This is a genomic window from Noviherbaspirillum sp. ST9, assembly GCF_048799745.1.
In the GTDB taxonomy this organism is placed as follows: Bacteria; Pseudomonadota; Gammaproteobacteria; order Burkholderiales; family Burkholderiaceae_D; genus Noviherbaspirillum.
In genome coordinates this window covers 248194-265887 of the sequence record NZ_JBLWFR010000008.1, presented here as the reverse complement: position 1 = coordinate 265887, position 17694 = coordinate 248194, and the positions used below count along the sequence as shown (strand labels likewise).

Genomic DNA, 17694 nt, shown 5'->3' with positions numbered 1-17694 from the left:
TTAGCGACGACCGGGCAGGCCCTGTATAATCGCGCCGCTTCGCCGCGGATCGCGCGGCGGTCTGGAATCTACATGGAAGAGCTCCTGAAAACCTACTTTTCGGCCCAGGGCCTGGACAAGGATCCTGCGCTCCTGCAGCAGTCCATGCGCCTGATCCGCGAATGGCTCTTCGTCGACAAGCGTCACGCGTATCCGCCTTCCGATTTCGAAAGCCTGAAGAAGGATTTCAATGCGCCGGCGATGCCGCAGGATGGGACTGCGATGACCGCTGTGCTGGAGGCTCTTCAGGAGCAGGTTCTTGCGCATTCGGTTCCCGTCAACCATCCGAAATATATCGGCCACATGACGCAGGCCCTCCCCTGGATATCCGTACTGGTCGAGACGTTCATCGCCACGCTCAACCAGAACCAGGTGAAGATCGAGACCGCCTACAGCTCCACGCTGGTCGAGAAGCAGGTCCTTGGATGGATGCACAGGCAGATCTACCGGCGTGACGATGGGTTCTATCGCTCCTGCTTCCAGTCCAATGACGCCACACTGGGCAATATGGTTAATGGCGGCACGATGGGCAATCTCACCGCACTGTCGGTTGCCCTCGAAAGCCAGTTGCCAGGACTGAGGAAGAAAGGCTTTCTCACGATCCTGCGCGAGAAGGATTATTCGGGTTTTGCCGTGCTTGCCTCGGCACGCGTGCACTATTCAATCAAGAAGTCGCTGGCGACGCTCGGCCTCGGCGAAGACGCGCTCTGCGTCATTCCCACGGACGAAAACAACCGGATACGGCTTGATCTCCTGGAAGAGCGCATCGCAGACCTGAAACGCCGCAAGATCAAAATCCTCGCACTGATCGGCGTTGCCGGCACAACCGAAACCGGCAGCATCGACCCGCTGGAAGAACTCGGCCAGATCGCGCAACGCGAAGACATCTGGTTCCATGTGGACGCCGCATGGGGAGGCGCTCTCCTGCTGGCTGAAAAATACCGCGACATGTTCCACGGCATCGAGATGGCCGATTCGGTCGTCATCGACGGACACAAGCTGTTCTGGGTATCGATGGCGCAAGGGATGGTGCTGTTCAAGAGCGAAACCAGCCTGAACCACCTGCTGCATGCGGCGAACTACATCATCCGCAAGAGCTCCGGCGACCTGGGGCGCACTTCGCTTGAAGGCTCGCGCCGTTTCGATGCATTGAAGCTGTGGTTCTCATTCAAGCTCTTCGGCCTGAGGGGATACGAGGCCTTGCTTGATCAATGCAGGTGGCTAGCGACGAACATGCGCGAGCTGGTCACGCAGGACCCCGATTTCGAGCTCATCACCTGTTCGGATACGTTCATCCTCACGTACCGGTTTGCGCCGCGTGAAATGCAGGTGCGACTCAAGGAGAGCATGAATGAAGGCGATATCGAGAAAGCCGCAAGCATCAACGAGAAGCTGAACCGGATGAATATCGCCCTTCAGGACGAACAGAAGCGCAGAGGACTGAGCTTCGTGTCCCGTACATTGCTCGAATCGACACCCTACCCTGGCCAGGCTACCGTACTGCGCGTAGTCCTGACCAATATGCTGACGACGGTCGAGGATTTGAAGGAAATTCTCGACGAGCAAAGGGAAATCGGCAGGCTGAAAGAAGTCTCCTCACCGCCCGCCGGATAACATCAGGTGCTGTACCAGGCGTCCTTCAGCGGACCAACCACAACGTCCTTCAGCTCTTGACGCGTCTCGAGCCATTTCTTGAATGCCTCGCGCTGTTCCTCGGTGACAGAACCACGAAGCGCATCAACCACGACAAAGCCCTCAAAGCCGCCGTTGAAACCGCCGCCGAAGAGCAGGCCTTGCTCACCGACTGCAACAATCAGCGCATCAATGAATGCTTCACGCTCTGCCTGGTTCAACTCCTTCGTCAGACCCGCGGTAACGTCAAATCCGAATTCTTGGAATTCGCCGAGGCGGAGCTTTTTGCGCTGGCGGAGATTGTGCTTACCTTTTACGTTTGCTGGCATGGTTGTCCTATTTGAAAAAATAAAAAAGCCTGCACGAGGCAGGCTTTCTTGACCCAACTGCGACCCACCCGAAGGGACCTTGACAGTTGATGATGGTGCAAATTCTGGTGGACAGTACTGGGATTGAACCAGTGACCCCCGCCGTGTGAAGGCGGTGCTCTACCCCTGAGCTAACTGTCCGAAGAGCTGCGCATTATGGCATAAACCGTGCGCGGAATCAATTCGTTGCTGTTTCGGGCTCGACGCGCCAAAGACACTTTCCTTTGACATCCTTGTCGAGACGATCCAGAAGCGCTTCGTGCGCCTTGCACTCCTCTTCGGTTGCTTGAAGGATGACGATTTCAGCCATTGACACGATCTCGATGACTTGATCCTGGGTCACGCCTTGTTCTGGCGCGGCAAGATCGATCGTGAGGCTGTTCTGGCCTCGCGTCATTGCGAGATAGACCTCCGCCAGCAATTCCGCATCCAGCAAGGCGCCGTGAAGTGCACGATGGGCATTGGAAATACCGTAGCGATCGCATAGCGAGTCGAGCGAATTGCGCTTGCCCGGGTGCATTTCCTTGGCCTGTACCAAGGTATCCGTGATGCAGGCCACGTGGTCTGCGAAGCGCGGGAACCCGAGCCGGCTGAACTCCGCGTCAAGGAAGGCCAGGTCGAACGGTGCATTGTGGATGATGATCTCCGCGTCACGGACATAATCGCGGAGTTCGTTCGCGATCTCCGCGAACTTGGGCTTGTCGCTCAGGAATTCCGTGGTCAAGCCGTGCACCGCGAGCGCGCCCTCTTCCGAATCGCGCTCGGGATTGATGTAGCTGTGGAAGTTATTGCCGGTGAGCTGGCGGTTCACGATCTCCACGCAACCGACTTCAATGATGCGGTCGCCGGAGCGCGGATTCAGGCCGGTGGTTTCGGTATCGAGGACGATCTGTCTCATGCTTGATGTACGGTTGCAGGTGTTGGTTGGGCGTGTGCGTCATCGGACGCGGCATGCGCCTTCTTCCGGGCGAGGAAAGTATAGAAGGTCGGGACGACAAACAGTGTGAGCAAAGTGCCGAAGGTCATGCCGCCGACGATGACCCAGCCGATCTGGATGCGGGATTCTGCGCCCGCGCCGGTGGCAAGCGCCAGCGGTACCGCGCCGAGCACCATGGCGCCAGTGGTCATCAGGATCGGGCGCAGGCGCAGGATGGCCGCTTCGACGATGGCTTCGCGCATTTCCTTGCCCTGCTCGCGCAACTGGTTGGTGAACTCGACGATCAGGATGCCGTGCTTGGTAATCAGGCCGACCAGCGTGATCAGGCCGATCTGGCTGTACACGTTAAGCGTGCCGCCGCTCCATTTTAGCGCAGCGAGCGCGCCGGCCATCGAGAGCGGCACGGTCAGCATGATGATGAACGGATCGATGAAGCTTTCAAACTGCGCCGCAAGCACAAGGTAGATGAAGGCGAGCGCGAGGATGAAGGTCAGCGCCAGGCTGCCGCTCGACGCACGGTATTCGCGCGACGATCCGGAAAGGTCGGTTGCGTAGCCCGGCTTGATGATGCTCTTGGCCGTCTCCTCCATGAACTCGATGGCCTCGCCCTGCGTGTAGCCGTTGGCCAGGTTGGCGGTGATGACTGCCGCACGACGCTGGCCGAAGTGGTTCAGCTCGCGGGGAGCAACGGTTTCGCGGACTTTCAGCAGACTGGACAGCGGCAGCATCTGGTCGGGCGTACCGTTCTTGCCAGTGGCGCGCACGAAGATGTTGTTGATGTCGTCAGGCGCGTCACGTTCACCGTTCTGGATCTGCACGACGACGTCGTACTGGTCGCCGCCTTTCTTGAAGCGCGTGACGTTCCGTCCGCCGAGCATGGTCTCGAGGGTCCGCCCGACGGTTTCGATCTGCACCCCGGCATCGGCTGCCTTGTCGCGGTCGACCTCGACGTTGACCTGGGGCTTGTTCAGGCGCAGGTCGGTATCGATGTTGGCAAGGCCAGGATTCTTGCTGGCTTCGGCCACGATCTGCTGGACGACTTCCTGCAGCTCCGGATAGGACGCGTTGGTCAGGACCACCAGGTTGACGGGACGTTCGCGAATGGACTGGCCGAGCGAAGGGGGTGCATTGGGGAAGGCGAGCACGCCGGGAACGCTTGCCATCTTCGGCTGCATTTCCTTGATGATGTCGAGCGTACTGCGGCTGCGCTCGCTCCAATCCACCGTGCGGAAGAAGGCGACGCCGCGCTCGACGGTCGGATTGCCCGCAACAATAAATACACGGTCGATTTCCTTGGCATCCGCGGCAATCTGCTCCAGGCGGCGGGCATATTTTTCGGTGTACTGCAGCGACGCGCCGTCCGGACCGGTGATCGAGGTGAAGATGGTGCCGCGGTCTTCGATCGGCGCCAGTTCCTTCTTCATGCCGGTTGCCAGCCATGCAAGTGCGCCAATGACAAGCACGTAAATCAGGATCACGAACCAGCGGGCAGACAGCGTCATTGCAAGGACGCGCCGGTAGCCTTCGGTAATGGCGTTCAGCGTGCTCTCGATCGCGCGGTAGACGGCGCCGTGCTTTTCCTGGTGCTTCAGCATGATGGAACACATCATGGGCGACAGGGTCAGCGCAACGAAGCCGGAGACGATCACCGCGCCGGCGAGGGTCAGGGCAAATTCGACGAACAGGCGCCCGGTACGGCCCGGTGTGAAAGCGACCGGCGCATAGACGGCAGCCAACGTGAGTGTCATGGCGATCACCGCGAAGCCGATTTCCTTGGCGCCGGTCAGGGCCGCCTGGAAGGGCTTCATCCCGTCCTCAATGTGACGGTAGATGTTTTCCAGGACCACAATCGCGTCATCCACCACCAGGCCGATGGCCAGCACCAGGGCCAGCAGGGTGAGCGTATTGATCGTGAAGCCCGCCAGCGACATCAGCGCGAACGAGCCGATCAGCGACACGGGAATCGTCACCAGCGGAATGATCGATGCGCGCAGGGAGCGCAGGAACACGAAGATCACCAGCGCGACCAGCACGATGGCCTCGCCAATGGTCGAGTAGACGGACTTGATGGAGCGTTCGATGAACAGGGTGTTGTCGACGGAGATTGCAATCTTCACGCCCTGCGGCGCCAGTTCCTCGTTCAGCTTGGGTACCTCGGTCTTGACGTAACCGGCAAGTTCCAGCGGGTTGGCTGTTGCCTGCCTGATCACGCCGAGCGACACGGCGTTCTGTCCGTTGAAGCGCACGGAGGTCCGTTCGGCGGCCGGGCCGACCTCGACGGTCGCGACATCCTTCACGCGTACGGCATATCCGTTCACGGTGCGAACGATGATGTTTTCGAATTCCGTCGGTGTCGTCAGGTCAGTCTGCGACACGACGGAAAATTCGCGCTGCCGTGATTCGATCCGTCCGGCGGGCACTTCGACATTTTGCCGCCTGAGCGCATCCTCGACGTCGGCGGGCGTGAGACGGTAAGCCGCCAGCTTGTCCCGGTTCAGCCAGAGGCGCATCGCATACTTGCGCTCGCCGCCGATGCGCACGTCCGCGGCGCCGGGCAGCAATTGCAAGCGCGGCTTGACGATGCGGTTGGCAATATCGGTCAGGTCGAGCTGCGACATGTTGTCGCTCGAGAACGAGAGCCAGATGATGGGATTCGCGTCGGCCTCGACCTTGGCGATGACTGGCTCTTCAATGGTTTGGGGCAGCTTGGAACGCACGCGCGACACGCGGTCGCGCACGTCGTTGGCACCCGAGTCCGGATCCTTTTCAAGGCGGAAGCGCACAGTGATCTGGCTTTGTTCCGCGCGTGAGATCGATGTCAGGACGTCGATACCATCAATGCCGGCGATCGAGTCTTCCATCGGCTTGGTGACCTGGGACTCGACGATCTCGGAGCTGGCACCGGGATAACGCGTTTCCACCGTCACCACCGGTTCGTCGATCTTCGGGTATTCCCGCACCGCAAGCCGCTTGTACGATACGAGGCCGACCAGCAGGATGATGAGCGACATCACCGTCGCGAACACGGGACGGCGGATACAGATGTCTGACAAGACCATGATGCGCTCCGCTTAACTCTTCGGGGCCGGTGCCGTCGAAACGCTGACGGGCTTTCCGTCCGGCCCGCTCATCTGGGCGATCCGAACCGGCGTCCCATCCTTCGACAAACGAATCTGTCCGGCAGTCACGACCGTGTCGCCCGGCTGCAAACCTTCCACAATTTCCACCTTGGCGGCGCGGCGCAGGCCGGTCTTGACCTCCGTGCGCGTTGCCTTGCCGTCGACAACCTTCCACACCGTGACCTTGTTGCCTTGCGGGACGATGGCCTCTTCGGGGACGACCATCGCATTGTCGCGTTCGGCGAGGATCAGCCGGACGCGTGCGAACATGCCGGGTTTCAGCTTGCCTTCGGGATTGTCGATACGGCCGCGCAGCAATGCGGAACGCCCGGAGCTGTCCACCTGGGGATCGATCGCATCGACGCGGGCACGGAAGGGACGGCCCGGCAATGCGTCCACGAGAACTTCGATCCCCTGCCCCTTCTGCACCTGGTCCACGTAGCGTTCCGGAACGCGGAAGTCGACCTTGACGCTGGAGATGTCTTCCAGGTTCACCAGGTCGGTGCCGTCTTTCACGTAATCGCCGACGCTTACAGTGCGGATGCCGACAATGCCGGAAAACGGTGCGCGGATCTCAAGCTTGGACAAGCGCGCTTCGGCAAGTGCGAGCTTTGCTTCGAGCACCTGCACGTTGGCCTGCGACTCGTCGCGTGCACGTTCGGAAATGAATTTCTGCTTCGCGAGGTCGACGGTGCGTTCGAAGTTGGCGCGCGCAATGCCGAGTTCCGCCTTCGCCTGCTGCACTTCCGCCTGGTTAACAGTGGAGTCGAACGCAATCAGCAGCTGGCCCTTCTTCACTTGCTGGCCATCACTGAAGTTCAGCTTGGCAATCCGTCCCGAGACTTCCGGCCGGATGACCACAGCCTCGTTCGAGCGAATTGAGCCGACGGCGTTGATGTCGTCGATCAGGCGGGCGGTGCTAACTTGGGTTGCATCGACCGATACCGGAGAGGTCGTGCCGCCGCCCGATTTCGCCGCGCCGGCTTGCGGTGCCGCCGTCTGCTCAGACGGCCCCTGCGGCTGGCGCTGGGCAAAGTATGCATAGGCACCAAGAGCGGAAATGCCGATGGCGGCGATGGCGGGATACAGGATTCTCCGGGCGTTCATGTGCTCGTTCGAGGGTGGTGATGTTCAGCGGCAATCTTTGTTGCCAACGAGCGAATGTAGCATATTGGTGCAATCAGGACACGGAGGCTACGCCGAGGTTGGCCAAGGCATCGGCGCGCTCGTTTCCTTCGTGTCCGGCGTGTCCTTTCACCCAGCGCCATTCGATCTTGTGTTGCGCCTGCGCGGCGTCGAGCGCCTGCCACAAATCGGCATTTTTCACCGGCTCCTTCGCTGCTGTTTTCCAGCCGCGCGCCTTCCAGCCGTGGATCCATTCGCTGATGCCTTTCTGCACATACTGGCTATCAGTATGGACAATCACATCGCACGGTCGTTTCAGCGCGGAGAGCGCTTCGATCACGGCTTTCAGTTCCATCCGGTTGTTGGTGGTGTTTCGCTCGCCGCCGTAGAGCTCTTTCTTGTGCGCGCCGGCAATCATCAAAGCTCCCCATCCGCCGAGGCCAGGATTTCCCTTACATGCCCCGTCGGTAAAAATTTCTACTTTATCCATGCTTATTGAGGTTTCTTTTGTATTCGGTTGGTCGCCGGCACGCCTTGGGCGGCGGTGGCTGATTTCTTTGCCCAGACAGGGCCGATGAGGCGCATGCCGCGCACGCGCTTGATGGCGTGGACGATATAGACCGCGCCGAGGTAGGGCCACCAGCGGTCGCCCGCCCCTTCCATGAAGGCGAAGCGGGTCAGCCACTTCTCCGTCAGGCAAGGCGGCGCATAGCAGCCGAAATGGCCGCGGCTGACTTCCATGTTGAGCAGCTTGAGCCAGTCCTTGAGCCGCGGGACACTGATGAATTCGCCCTCGGGCGGGAGGAAATGAGCGCCGGTGAGGCGCCCCGCGATGTGCCGCAATCCCCACATACTGGCGGGATTGAAGCCGACAATGATCACCTGGCCTTCGGGACGCAGGACACGTTCGACCTCGCGCAGCACCTGATGCGGCTCGGAGGCGAATTCGAGGACATGCGGCAGGACGATGAGGTCCAGGCTCTGCGAAGCGAACGGCAACTCCGCGAAATCATGGACGACGACGATCGGCGCCCGTCCGTCCATGCCATTGTCAGGAGGGACATGCGTATCGGTCAGCCACTTGTTCGGCATGCGATTCGCCTGCAGGGCGTTCACCTGCGGCAAGCCGACCTGCATGGCATTGAAGCCGAAAATGTCCGCCGTCAGCATATCCAGCCGCGCCTGCTGCCAGGCGCGGACATAGCTCCCCGCTGGCGTATCGAGCCAGGGGCCGAGGGCTATAATGGGCTTTTCAGCGGAAGGGCGTTCCATCGTATGTTGAATGTATTGACTGTTCCGGCATTCCAGGACAATTACCTGTGGCTGATACACGATGGCGTTCATGCTGCCGTTGTCGATCCCGGCGATGCCGGCCCGATTCGGGCGGCGCTCGCGGATCACGGCCTTGCCTTGGCCGCTATTCTACTGACACATCACCATGCTGACCATGTCGGCGGCGTACCCGCCCTGCTGAAAGATTTCCCGGTACCAGTCTTCGGTCCGCGTTCGGATGGCATTGCGCAGGTAACTGTACCGCTTGTCGAAAATGACACAATTCGGGTCCCATCGCTTGGACTGACGCTGCGCGTGATCGATGTCCCCGGCCATACGCGCGGGCACATCGCATATTACAGCGAGGAGCAGGGCTGGCTTTTCTGCGGGGACACACTGTTCGCGGGCGGTTGCGGCAGGTTGTTCGAAGGAACACCGCAGCAGATGGCCAATTCGCTCGACAAGCTGGCATCACTTCCTGACAAAACGCAAATCTTCTGCGCGCATGAATATACTCTTGCCAATTTACGCTTTGCTAACGAGGTCGAGCCGGATAATATGCAATTGACAACGCGCATCCGGAGCGAACAAGCCAAGCGCGAACAAGGCATCCCGACGGTGCCGTCAACGGTAGGCCTGGAAAAGGCGACCAACCCGTTTCTCAGGTTCCGCGAGCCGACTATTGCGGATCGGCTCATGTCCCGTGGAATCATTTCCACCCGGGAACCAATTGCTGTTTTTGCTGCCTTACGCGAGTGGAAGAATTCCTTCCGTTAAGGCATTGCTGGTTGTGCAATTCATGCAATAAATCTTGACGCAGGAAAACACCATTACGTAAACTCACGCGATTCAACCCGGCGCCGACGATCGCCGCAGGCCAATAACAGCAAGCGAGGAACCATGCAGCCGCTGAAAACAAGAAACCTCCAAGTTGCAGCGTTACTCATCCTCGGAGCACCGCTCGCCGCGCAGGCAGCCGATCTTTCCCTTCCCCTTTACAACTGGTCGCAAGTTTCCATCCTGGAAAAGCCCTACGACCCGAACGACCCGCTGGCACAAGTGCTGTCGATGGAGGAAGTGGACGTCTGGGCGCGGATCCGAAAAGGTTTTGCCATTCCCGACCTGGACAACCCGCTGGTCGCCAACCATGTGGACTGGTACACCGCCCGCCCGGACTACATCCAGCGGACCACGACGCGCGCTTCGCGCTACCTATTCCATGTGGTGCAGGAACTGGAAAAGCGCAACATGCCGACCGAGCTGGCACTGCTGCCCTTCATCGAATCCGCGTTCAATCCGCAGGCTTATTCGAGTGCGCATGCCGCCGGCATGTGGCAGTTCATCCCGTCTACCGGCCGTGATTACAACCTGACGCAAAGCATGTTCAAGGACGAGCGCCGCAACGTGCTCGCCTCGACTGACGCCGCGCTGACTTATCTGCAGAAGTTGTACGGGATGTTCGGCGACTGGCAACTGGCGCTCGCCGCGTACAACTGGGGCGAAGGGTCGGTGCAGCGCGCCATCAACAAGGCGCGTGCGGCCGGCGTCCAGCCGGACTTCAACGGCCTCTCGCAATTCATGCCGGCGGAAACGCGCAATTACGTCCCCAAGCTGCAGGCAGTAAAGAACATCATTGCGGCGCCCGGCGAATACGGGATCGCCCTGCCGAAGGTGGACAACCAGCCTTACTTCGTCACCATTGGCAAGACGCGCGACATCGACGTCAAGGTTGCCGCCCAACTGGCGGAATTGTCGATTGACGAATTCAAGGCGCTCAATCCCCAGTTCAACCGCCCGGTCATCCCGGCCGGCTCGGGAACGCAGATCCTCCTGCCGCAGAGCAACGCAGAGAAATTCAAGTCCAACCTGGCCCGTTGGGGACGCGCCCTGTCGTCCTGGACCGCGCACAAGGTTACCGGTGCGCGCGAGAGCATCGCCAGCATCGCGAAGAAATTCGGCACGACGCCGGAAGTCATCAGGGAAGCCAACAACATTCCGCCCAAGATGGTTGTCAAGGCGGGTTCGACCGTGCTCGTGCCGAGGAGCGACAACGCTCCCGAGAAAGACATCGCGCCGGAACTGGTCGACAATGCCAAGCTGGTGACGGCGCCGGATGTCCCGGAAACCCGCAAAATCTACGTGAAGGTCGGCAAGAAAGACAACCTCGCCACGATTGCGCATCGCCACAGTGTCAGCGTCGCGCAGATCAAGTCATGGAACGACCTGAAACACGACAAGGTCTCCGCCGGAACGCGCCTCGAACTCAATGTGCCGAACAAGGCGGCGGCCGGAAAATCGGCTCCTGCACGTCAGGTTGCAAAGAGCGCGCCGACCTATCGCAAGGCCGCTCCTGCTCCGGCGCGCAAGACCAAGGCGACGGCGGCCAACAGCAAGAACAGCAGGAAGCGTTCGAGCTAAGGGTTGGACCTCAGGCCGGAGCCGCGCCCGCGTGGCTCCGGACGGTTCCGGTCTTGCTCAGGGTCGAATAGGTCGCCGCGGCCAACAGGCGTTGCGTATATGCCTGCGACGGATTCGACAGCACCTCCTCCGTTTTTCCCGCCTCCACGACCTTCCCATCCTTCATCACCATCACGCGATGCGCCATCGCACGGATCACGGCCAGGTCATGGCTGATGAACAGATAGGCCATACCATACTTGCGTTGCAGCTCCGCGAGCAGCAGCAATACCTGCTGCTGGACCGACACGTCGAGCGATGATGTTGGTTCGTCGAGAAGGATCAGTTCCGGCTTGAGCACGAGTGCGCGCGCAATGGCGATGCGCTGGCGTTGCCCGCCCGAGAACTCATGCGGATAGCGGGACATCATCTCCGGCGCCAGTCCGACTTCGGACAAGGCATTGGCGACCTCCCTGCGCAATCCGTCGCGGCCGAGATGCGGCTGGTGCAGTTCCAGGCCTTCGCCGACGATCTGCTCGATCGTCCTGCGCGGGGACAGCGATGCAAACGGGTCCTGGAACACGACCTGCATCTTGGCGCGCATGGGGCGCAGCTCAACGCTTGACATGTCACTGATCGGCTTGCCGAGGAAGGCAATCTTTCCATTGACCGCTGCCGACGACAGGCGGATCAGGGCCATGCCGAGGGTCGATTTGCCCGATCCGGATTCGCCGACAATACCGAGCGTCTCATGCGGCTTCAGCTGCACGTCGACATCATTGACCGCGACGAAGGGCGTCTTCTTGAACCAGCCGCGCTTGATTGAGAACGTGCAGCGTATGCGCTCCGCGGACAGCAAAGGTGCCGTATTTTCGTCAACGGTGTCCACCACGCGCTGAGGATGGCTCGCCAGCAGCTTGCGCGTGTAGGCCTCGCGTGGCTGGGCAAACAGGTCGTGCGTGTTCGCCGTTTCGATCAACCGTCCCTTCTCCATCACGCCAACCCGGTCGGCAAAATGACGAACCAGGTTCAGGTCATGCGTAATCATCAGCACGGCCATGTTTTCCTCGCGCTGAAGCTGGTTCAACAATTCAAGGATTTGCACCTGGATGGTCACGTCAAGCGCCGTGGTCGGTTCGTCCGCAATCAGCAGTTTCGGCTTGCAGGCGAGCGCCATGGCGATCATGGCGCGCTGACGTTGCCCTCCGGAGAGCTCGTGCGGAAAGGCCATGGCCCTGCGCGCGGGCTCGGGAATGCCCGTCTTGTCAAGCAGCTCAACCGTCCGCTGGGCCGCGACCTTTGCGCTGATGCCTTCATGCAGCATCAATACCTCGGCGATCTGGTTGCCGATGGTGAACAGCGGATTGAGCGCCGTCATCGGCTCCTGGAAGATCATCGCGATATCCTTGCCTCGCACCGCGCGCATTGCTGCCTCCGGCTTCTGCAGCAGGTCCTGACCTTCGAACAGGATGCGGCCGCTGTACTGCGCGTCGTGGTTCAGCCGCAGGATGGAAAGCGAAGTGACCGTCTTGCCCGATCCGGATTCACCCACCAGCGCGAATTTCTCGCCGGGCGCGATGGAAAAACTGACATCGCTCACAACGGTGGCGGGGCCGAAGCCGACCCGCAGGTTCTGCACATCCAGCAAACTCATGCCTTCCTCCGCACGTCGAGCGCGTTGCGCAGGGCATCGCCGATATTGGTCAGGAGCAGCAGCATCATGGTGAGGACCACGAAAGTCGACATGGCGATCCACCATGCATCGAGGTTGTTCTTGCCCTGGGCCAGCAGCTCGCCCAGGCTTGGTGTCGGCGGCGGGACGCCGAGACCGAGGAAGTCGAGGCTGGTCAGCGCAAGGATCGCGGCGCTCATGCGAAATGGCAGGAAGGTAACGACGGGCGTCAGGCTGTTCGGCAGCACGTGACGCCAGATGATCTGGCGGTTGGAGAGGCCGATCGCGCGCGCTGCCTGCACATATTCAAGATTGCGGTTGCGCAGGAAGTCGGCGCGAACGTAATCCGACAGGCCCATCCAGCCGAACAGCGAGAGCAGGATCAGCAGCAGTCCGAAGCCCGGCTCGAAGATCGATGCAAAGATGATCAGCAGGTAGAGCTCCGGCATCGATCCCCAGATTTCCATGAAGCGCTGGAACAAGAGGTCAGTCCTGCCGGCAAAATAACCCTGGATCGCCCCGGTGAGCACGCCAAGGATGATGCCAGTGATCGTCAGCGCCAGTCCGAACAGTACCGATACCCGGAAGCCGTACAGCAGGCGCGCGAAGACATCGCGGCCGCGATCGTCCGTCCCCAGCCAGTTGTCCCCGGAAGGCGGCGCCGGATTGGGCGATTTCGCGAAATAGTTCAGCGTGTTATAGCTGTAGCGGTTGATCGGATAGATCGCCCAGTTGCCGTCGCGCGCGAACTGTTCCTGGATGAAGGGATCGAGATAATCGGCCGGCGTATCGAAATCGCCACCAAAGACCTTTTCCGAATACGTCTGCACGATCGGAAACATGATCTGGCCGTTGTAGCGTACGGCGAGCGGCTTGTCGTTCGATACAATCTCTGCTAACAGGCTGACGCCGAACAGCACGCAGAAAATAACCAGGCTCCAGTAGCCGCGGCGGTTCTGCTTGAAGCGCAGCCAGATGCGACGGCCCGGCGAGATGGATGTTGTCGTTGTTGTCATCGGTTCAGGCTTTCGAACTGCACGCGCGGATCGGCCCACACGTAGCACAGGTCGCCCAGCAGCTTCACCACCAGGCCGATCAGTGTAAACAGGTACAGGGTTCCCATGACGACCGGGTAGTCGCGCCGGACCACCGATTCATAGGACAGCAGGCCGAGTCCGTCGAGCGAGAACAGGGTTTCGATCAGGAGACTGCCGGCGAAGAAGGCTCCGATGAAGGCGGCAGGAAAACCGGTCACCAGCGGGATGAGCGCATTCCGGAAGACATGCTTGTACAGCACGGTCTTCTCGCTCAGGCCCTTGGCGCGCGCGGTCAGCACGTACTGCTTGCGGATCTCCTCGAGGAAGGTGTTCTTGGTCAGCATGGTCATCACGGCGAAGGATCCGGCGACCGATGCTGTCACCGGAAGCGTGATGTGCCACAAGTAATCCGTCACCTTGCCGAACCATGAAAGCTGTTCCCAGTTGTCCGAAGTGAGCCCACGCAACGGGAACCATTGCACGAAGCTGCCGCCGCCGAACAACACGAGCAGGAACACGCCGAGCACGAAGCCCGGAATGGAATAACCCACCAGCACGGCGATGCTGCTTGCCACGTCGAACCGGCTGCCCTCGCGGACGGCCTTCGCAATGCCGAGCGGCAGCGATATGAAATACGTCAGGAAGAATGTCCACAGCCCCAGGCTGATCGAAACAGGCAGCTTCGATTTCACCAGTCCCCAGACATCCTTGTGATGGTAGAAGCTTTGCCCGAGGTCGAACGTGGCAAAGCCCTTGAGCATCTGCCAGAAGCGCTCCATCGGCGGCTTGTCGAAACCGTAGAGTGCCTGGATTTCCTTGACGCGCTCTGCATCGACGCCCTGCCGCCCGCGGTACTCCGACGGCCCGCGCGTCGAGACCTCGCCCGCTCCGGCTTGCCCCTTCAGTTCCGACAGCATCTGCTCGACCGGGCCGCCCGGCACGAACTGGATGACGGCGAACGTGATCGCGATGACCCCAATCAGCGTCGGCAGCATCAGCAGCAGGCGCTTCCCGATATAAGCCCACAGGTTCATGGCTCAATCCTCATGTTGATTTCCTATCGCGGCCCGGTTTGCCACCAAGTGGAGATGACGTAGCCGTCGGCCTGGTAATACAAGGGCACGACTTTTGGAATGCCGAATCGATTGCGATAGGCAACGCGATGCGTCCCGGAGAACCAGTGCGGCACGGCGATATGCTTGTGCAGGAGGACGCGATCAAGCGCGCGCGACGCGGAAACAAGATCCTTCCACGTCGTCGCGGCGACCACGGCGGCAACAAGCTTGTCGACGGCCGGATCCTTCAGGCCCCAAATGTTGCTTGAGCCCTTTTCATCGGCAGCGGATGAACTGTACATGTCGAACAATTCGTTGCCAGGACTCGTAAACGCACCGAGGTTGAGGCTCGTCATCTCGAAGTCGAACTCCTGCATGCGCCGCTGTATCAGCGCGAAGTCGGACGTGCGCTGGTTCACCTGGATGCCAAGTTTTTGCAGGTTGCGTACGTACACGCTGATGATGCGCGACATGGCGCCCTGGTCATCGATGATTTCGAGGGTAAACGGCTCGCCCTTGGCATTGCGTAGCGCACCGTCCCGGTACTCCCAGCCAGCTTCCTTGAACAAGGCTTTCGCCTGGACCAGGTTGGCTCGCAAGGACGACGGCGCGGTCGTGACCGGCTGCACGGGTGCGGGTCCGAACACTGCGGGGTCAAGCTGGGCGCGCAAGGGTTCCAGCAGCTTCAGTTCGTCGGCAGTCGGCGTCCCTGTGGCAGCAAGTTCGCTGTTGTTGAAGAAGGAATAGATGCGCTTGTACTGGTAGTAGAAGAGCTGCCTGTTCATCCATTCGAAGTCCAGCGCCAGGTTTAGTGCCTTGCGTACGCGAACGTCGCGGAATTGCGGCTTGCGCAAGTTCATCATGAAGCCCTGCATGCCTGCGCCGTTCGAGTGTTTCATATCGCGCTTGATAATCTCGCCGCTCTCGAACTTCGGCCCGACATAAGAACGCGCCCAGTTCTTTGCGGAGTATTCGACAACCACATCGAATTCTCCGGCCTTGAACGCTTCCAGGCGCGCGACATCGTCCTTGTAGAACTGATAATTGATCCGTTCGAAATTGAACATGCCGCGCCGCGCCGGCACATCATCGCCCCAGTAGTTCGGATTTCGCCTGAAGCTGATCGAGCGGCCGACGTCGTACCGGTCGATCAGGTACGGCCCCGTGGCGATCGGCGCTTCAAGCTGGATCTTGTCGAAATCAGTATTGCGCCCCCACTTGCGCGAGAAGACGGGGACGCCGCCAGCGATCAGTGGCAGCTCGTGATTGAGGGATTTGAAGTCAAATCGCACCGTTCGCTCATCGATCACAACGCACTGCTTGATTTCCGCGAAGGTAATCTTGATGGAGGGCGCCCCCTTTGCAACAAGCGTGTCGAACGAATGTTTCACGTCAGCCGCGGTCACCGGATCGCCATTGTTGAACTTCGCCTTCGGGTTCAGGCGGAAAGTCATGGACATGCGGTCCGGCGCAAGCTGCATGTCTTCGGCGAGAAGGCCGTAGATGGTGGCGACCTCATCGGAGGATCCGACTGCCAGCGTCTCGAACATCAGATTGGAGACACCGGCGGCAGAAACGCCCTTGAAGGAAAACGGATTGAACTTGTCGAAACTGGTGCGCCGGTCGGGATTGGCCAGGAACAGCTCGCCGCCGCGCGGGGCATCCGGGTTGACATAGTCAAAATGCTTGAAACCCTCCGGATACTTCGATGTCCCGTACAAGGAGAAGGCATGGGCAGCCAAAGCGCTTCCGCTGGCGGACACCATGCTGACGAGCAGGATGGGGAAAAGGAATTTGCGCATGCGCCTCTTATATATAGTGCACCCCAGCGACCCTGGGCCGGGCTATTTTACCGAAAGGGACGGCAAGGATTACCAATTCATCAAGTTGCCCTTGCCCTTCGGTAAGCAAGTGTGAGCGTTTTAACATGCCAGACCGCCAACACGATTGATTTTTCCCAAGCGCTCGCAAAAGGTTGCCCTATGCCCCAACCCAACCTACAATCTTGCCCAGTCTGAAAAAGAGAAGCCCGAAAACCGCGAAAACTGGCGCGTTTCCGGTGATTCTTGACCGCGGCGAGGTGGTCTACCCTCGTATCGCGCTAAAATACGCACCAAATTTTCTGGAGTCGTTCATGGCATTCCTGCAAGGCAAAAAAATTCTGATCACCGGACTCCTGTCCAACCGTTCCATCGCCTACGGTATCGCCCAGGCCTGCAAGCGCGAAGGCGCGGAACTGGCATTCACCTATGTGGGCGAGCGCTTCAAGGACCGGATCACCGAGTTCGCCAAGGAATTCGACAGCGAACTGGTATTCGACTGCGACGTTTCCAGCGACGAGCAGATCAATGCAACGTTCGCCGATCTCGCCAAGTCCTGGGATCACCTCGATGGACTCGTTCACTCGATCGGCTTTGCGCCACGCGAAGCGATTACCGGAGATTTCCTAGATGGCTTGTCGCGCGAATCGTTCCGTATCGCACATGACATTTCATCGTACAGCTTCCCGGCCATGGCCAAAGCGGCCCTGCCGATGCTGCGCCCGAACTCCTCGCTCCTGACCCTGACCTACATGGGTTCAACCCGCGCCACTCCGAACTACAACACGATGGGTCTGGCAAAGGCCTCGCTCGAAGCCAGCGTGCGCTACCTGGCGGAATCCCTGGGCCCCAAGGGTATTCGCGTGAACGGCATTTCGGCCGGCCCGATCAAGACCCTCGCCGCCAGCGGCATCAAGGACTTCGGCAAGCTGCTCGGCATCGTTGCCGCCCATGCCCCGCTGCGTCGCAACATCACGATCGAAGACGTCGGTAACACCGCCGCTTTCTTCCTGTCCGATCTCGCCTCCGGTATCACCAGCGAGATCACCTACGTCGATGGCGGCTTCTCGCACGTCATGTACGCACCGGAAGAGTAATACCGGAGCGGGCGGATCACCCCGCCCCTTGCAAAATAAGCCGGCGGCGCATGCAAATAGTATGTATAATGCGCCGCTGTGCATTGCAGCACGAAGTACCTCGCAGCATCGCAACCCTTTAGCA

General features: G+C 60.0%; 14 protein-coding genes and 1 tRNA gene. 4 read left to right on the top strand and 11 right to left on the bottom strand.

Annotation, left to right across the window (positions count from 1 at the left end):
* The first annotated feature begins 72 nt into the window (after window positions 1-72).
* The gene (locus ACNOHI_RS19815) at window positions 73-1653 is read left to right on the top strand and encodes an aminotransferase class V-fold PLP-dependent enzyme (RefSeq protein ID WP_420476421.1); all 1581 of its coding nucleotides are present in this window, start codon (window positions 73-75) and stop codon (window positions 1651-1653) included.
* A 2-nt stretch (window positions 1654-1655) separates the two neighbouring features.
* Here ACNOHI_RS19815 and ACNOHI_RS19810 read toward each other — a convergent pair whose 3' ends face one another.
* The 7 genes from ACNOHI_RS19810 to ACNOHI_RS19780 form a co-directional block, all read right to left on the bottom strand.
* On the bottom strand, window positions 1656-2000 hold the full coding sequence (locus tag ACNOHI_RS19810) for a 50S ribosome-binding protein YggL (RefSeq protein WP_420476420.1): 345 nt from the start codon (window positions 1998-2000) through the stop codon (window positions 1656-1658).
* A 105-nt stretch (window positions 2001-2105) separates the two neighbouring features.
* A tRNA-Val gene (locus tag ACNOHI_RS19805) sits at window positions 2106-2180 on the bottom strand.
* Between the two features lie 37 nt (window positions 2181-2217).
* Window positions 2218-2937 carry a DNA polymerase III subunit epsilon gene (gene dnaQ / locus ACNOHI_RS19800; protein WP_420476419.1) on the bottom strand — a complete coding sequence of 240 codons (720 nt, stop codon included), beginning with the start codon at window positions 2935-2937 and terminating at the stop codon, window positions 2218-2220.
* Complete coding sequence (locus ACNOHI_RS19795; protein ID WP_420476418.1) at window positions 2934-6035, bottom strand: efflux RND transporter permease subunit; 3102 nt, start codon at window positions 6033-6035, stop codon at window positions 2934-2936. Before ACNOHI_RS19795 ends, dnaQ begins: the two co-directional genes overlap by 4 nt.
* A gap of 12 nt (window positions 6036-6047) precedes the next feature.
* A complete protein-coding gene (locus tag ACNOHI_RS19790; protein ID WP_420476417.1) occupies window positions 6048-7202 on the bottom strand; it encodes an efflux RND transporter periplasmic adaptor subunit in 1155 nt (384 codons plus the stop codon).
* A 73-nt stretch (window positions 7203-7275) separates the two neighbouring features.
* Window positions 7276-7710 (bottom strand): ribonuclease HI, encoded by a 435-nt coding sequence (gene rnhA, locus ACNOHI_RS19785; protein WP_420476416.1) that lies wholly within the window; start codon window positions 7708-7710, stop codon window positions 7276-7278.
* Between the two features lie 2 nt (window positions 7711-7712).
* Window positions 7713-8492 carry a class I SAM-dependent methyltransferase gene (locus tag ACNOHI_RS19780; RefSeq protein ID WP_420476415.1) on the bottom strand — a complete coding sequence of 260 codons (780 nt, stop codon included), beginning with the start codon at window positions 8490-8492 and terminating at the stop codon, window positions 7713-7715.
* A 3-nt stretch (window positions 8493-8495) separates the two neighbouring features.
* Here ACNOHI_RS19780 and gloB point away from each other — a divergent pair, with 3 nt between their 5' ends.
* Window positions 8496-9269, top strand: coding sequence for a hydroxyacylglutathione hydrolase (gloB, locus tag ACNOHI_RS19775; RefSeq protein ID WP_420476414.1), 774 nt, complete (start codon window positions 8496-8498; stop codon window positions 9267-9269).
* A 123-nt stretch (window positions 9270-9392) separates the two neighbouring features.
* Complete coding sequence (locus tag ACNOHI_RS19770) at window positions 9393-10910, top strand: transglycosylase SLT domain-containing protein (RefSeq protein WP_420476413.1); 1518 nt, start codon at window positions 9393-9395, stop codon at window positions 10908-10910.
* A 10-nt stretch (window positions 10911-10920) separates the two neighbouring features.
* On the opposite strand, the gene ACNOHI_RS19765 is transcribed toward ACNOHI_RS19770, so the two are convergent.
* Genes ACNOHI_RS19765 through ACNOHI_RS19750 form a run of 4 tightly spaced genes read right to left on the bottom strand, consistent with a single transcriptional unit; the run spans window position 10921 to window position 16455 of the window.
* Window positions 10921-12543: an ABC transporter ATP-binding protein gene (locus ACNOHI_RS19765; protein WP_420476412.1), complete on the bottom strand. Its 1623-nt coding sequence runs from the start codon at window positions 12541-12543 to the stop codon at window positions 10921-10923.
* On the bottom strand, window positions 12540-13577 hold the full coding sequence (locus ACNOHI_RS19760) for an ABC transporter permease (protein WP_420476411.1): 1038 nt from the start codon (window positions 13575-13577) through the stop codon (window positions 12540-12542). Before ACNOHI_RS19760 ends, ACNOHI_RS19765 begins: the two co-directional genes overlap by 4 nt.
* Entirely contained in the window at window positions 13574-14632 is a 1059-nt protein-coding gene (locus ACNOHI_RS19755; RefSeq protein WP_420476410.1) for a microcin C ABC transporter permease YejB, read from the bottom strand. Before ACNOHI_RS19755 ends, ACNOHI_RS19760 begins: the two co-directional genes overlap by 4 nt.
* Before the next feature lie 23 nt (window positions 14633-14655).
* On the bottom strand, window positions 14656-16455 hold the full coding sequence (locus ACNOHI_RS19750; RefSeq protein ID WP_420476409.1) for an extracellular solute-binding protein: 1800 nt from the start codon (window positions 16453-16455) through the stop codon (window positions 14656-14658).
* A gap of 332 nt (window positions 16456-16787) precedes the next feature.
* On the opposite strand from ACNOHI_RS19750, the gene fabI reads away from it, so the two are divergent.
* Entirely contained in the window at window positions 16788-17570 is a 783-nt protein-coding gene (gene fabI / locus ACNOHI_RS19745; protein ID WP_420476408.1) for an enoyl-ACP reductase FabI, read from the top strand.
* The last annotated feature ends 124 nt before the right edge of the window (window positions 17571-17694 follow it).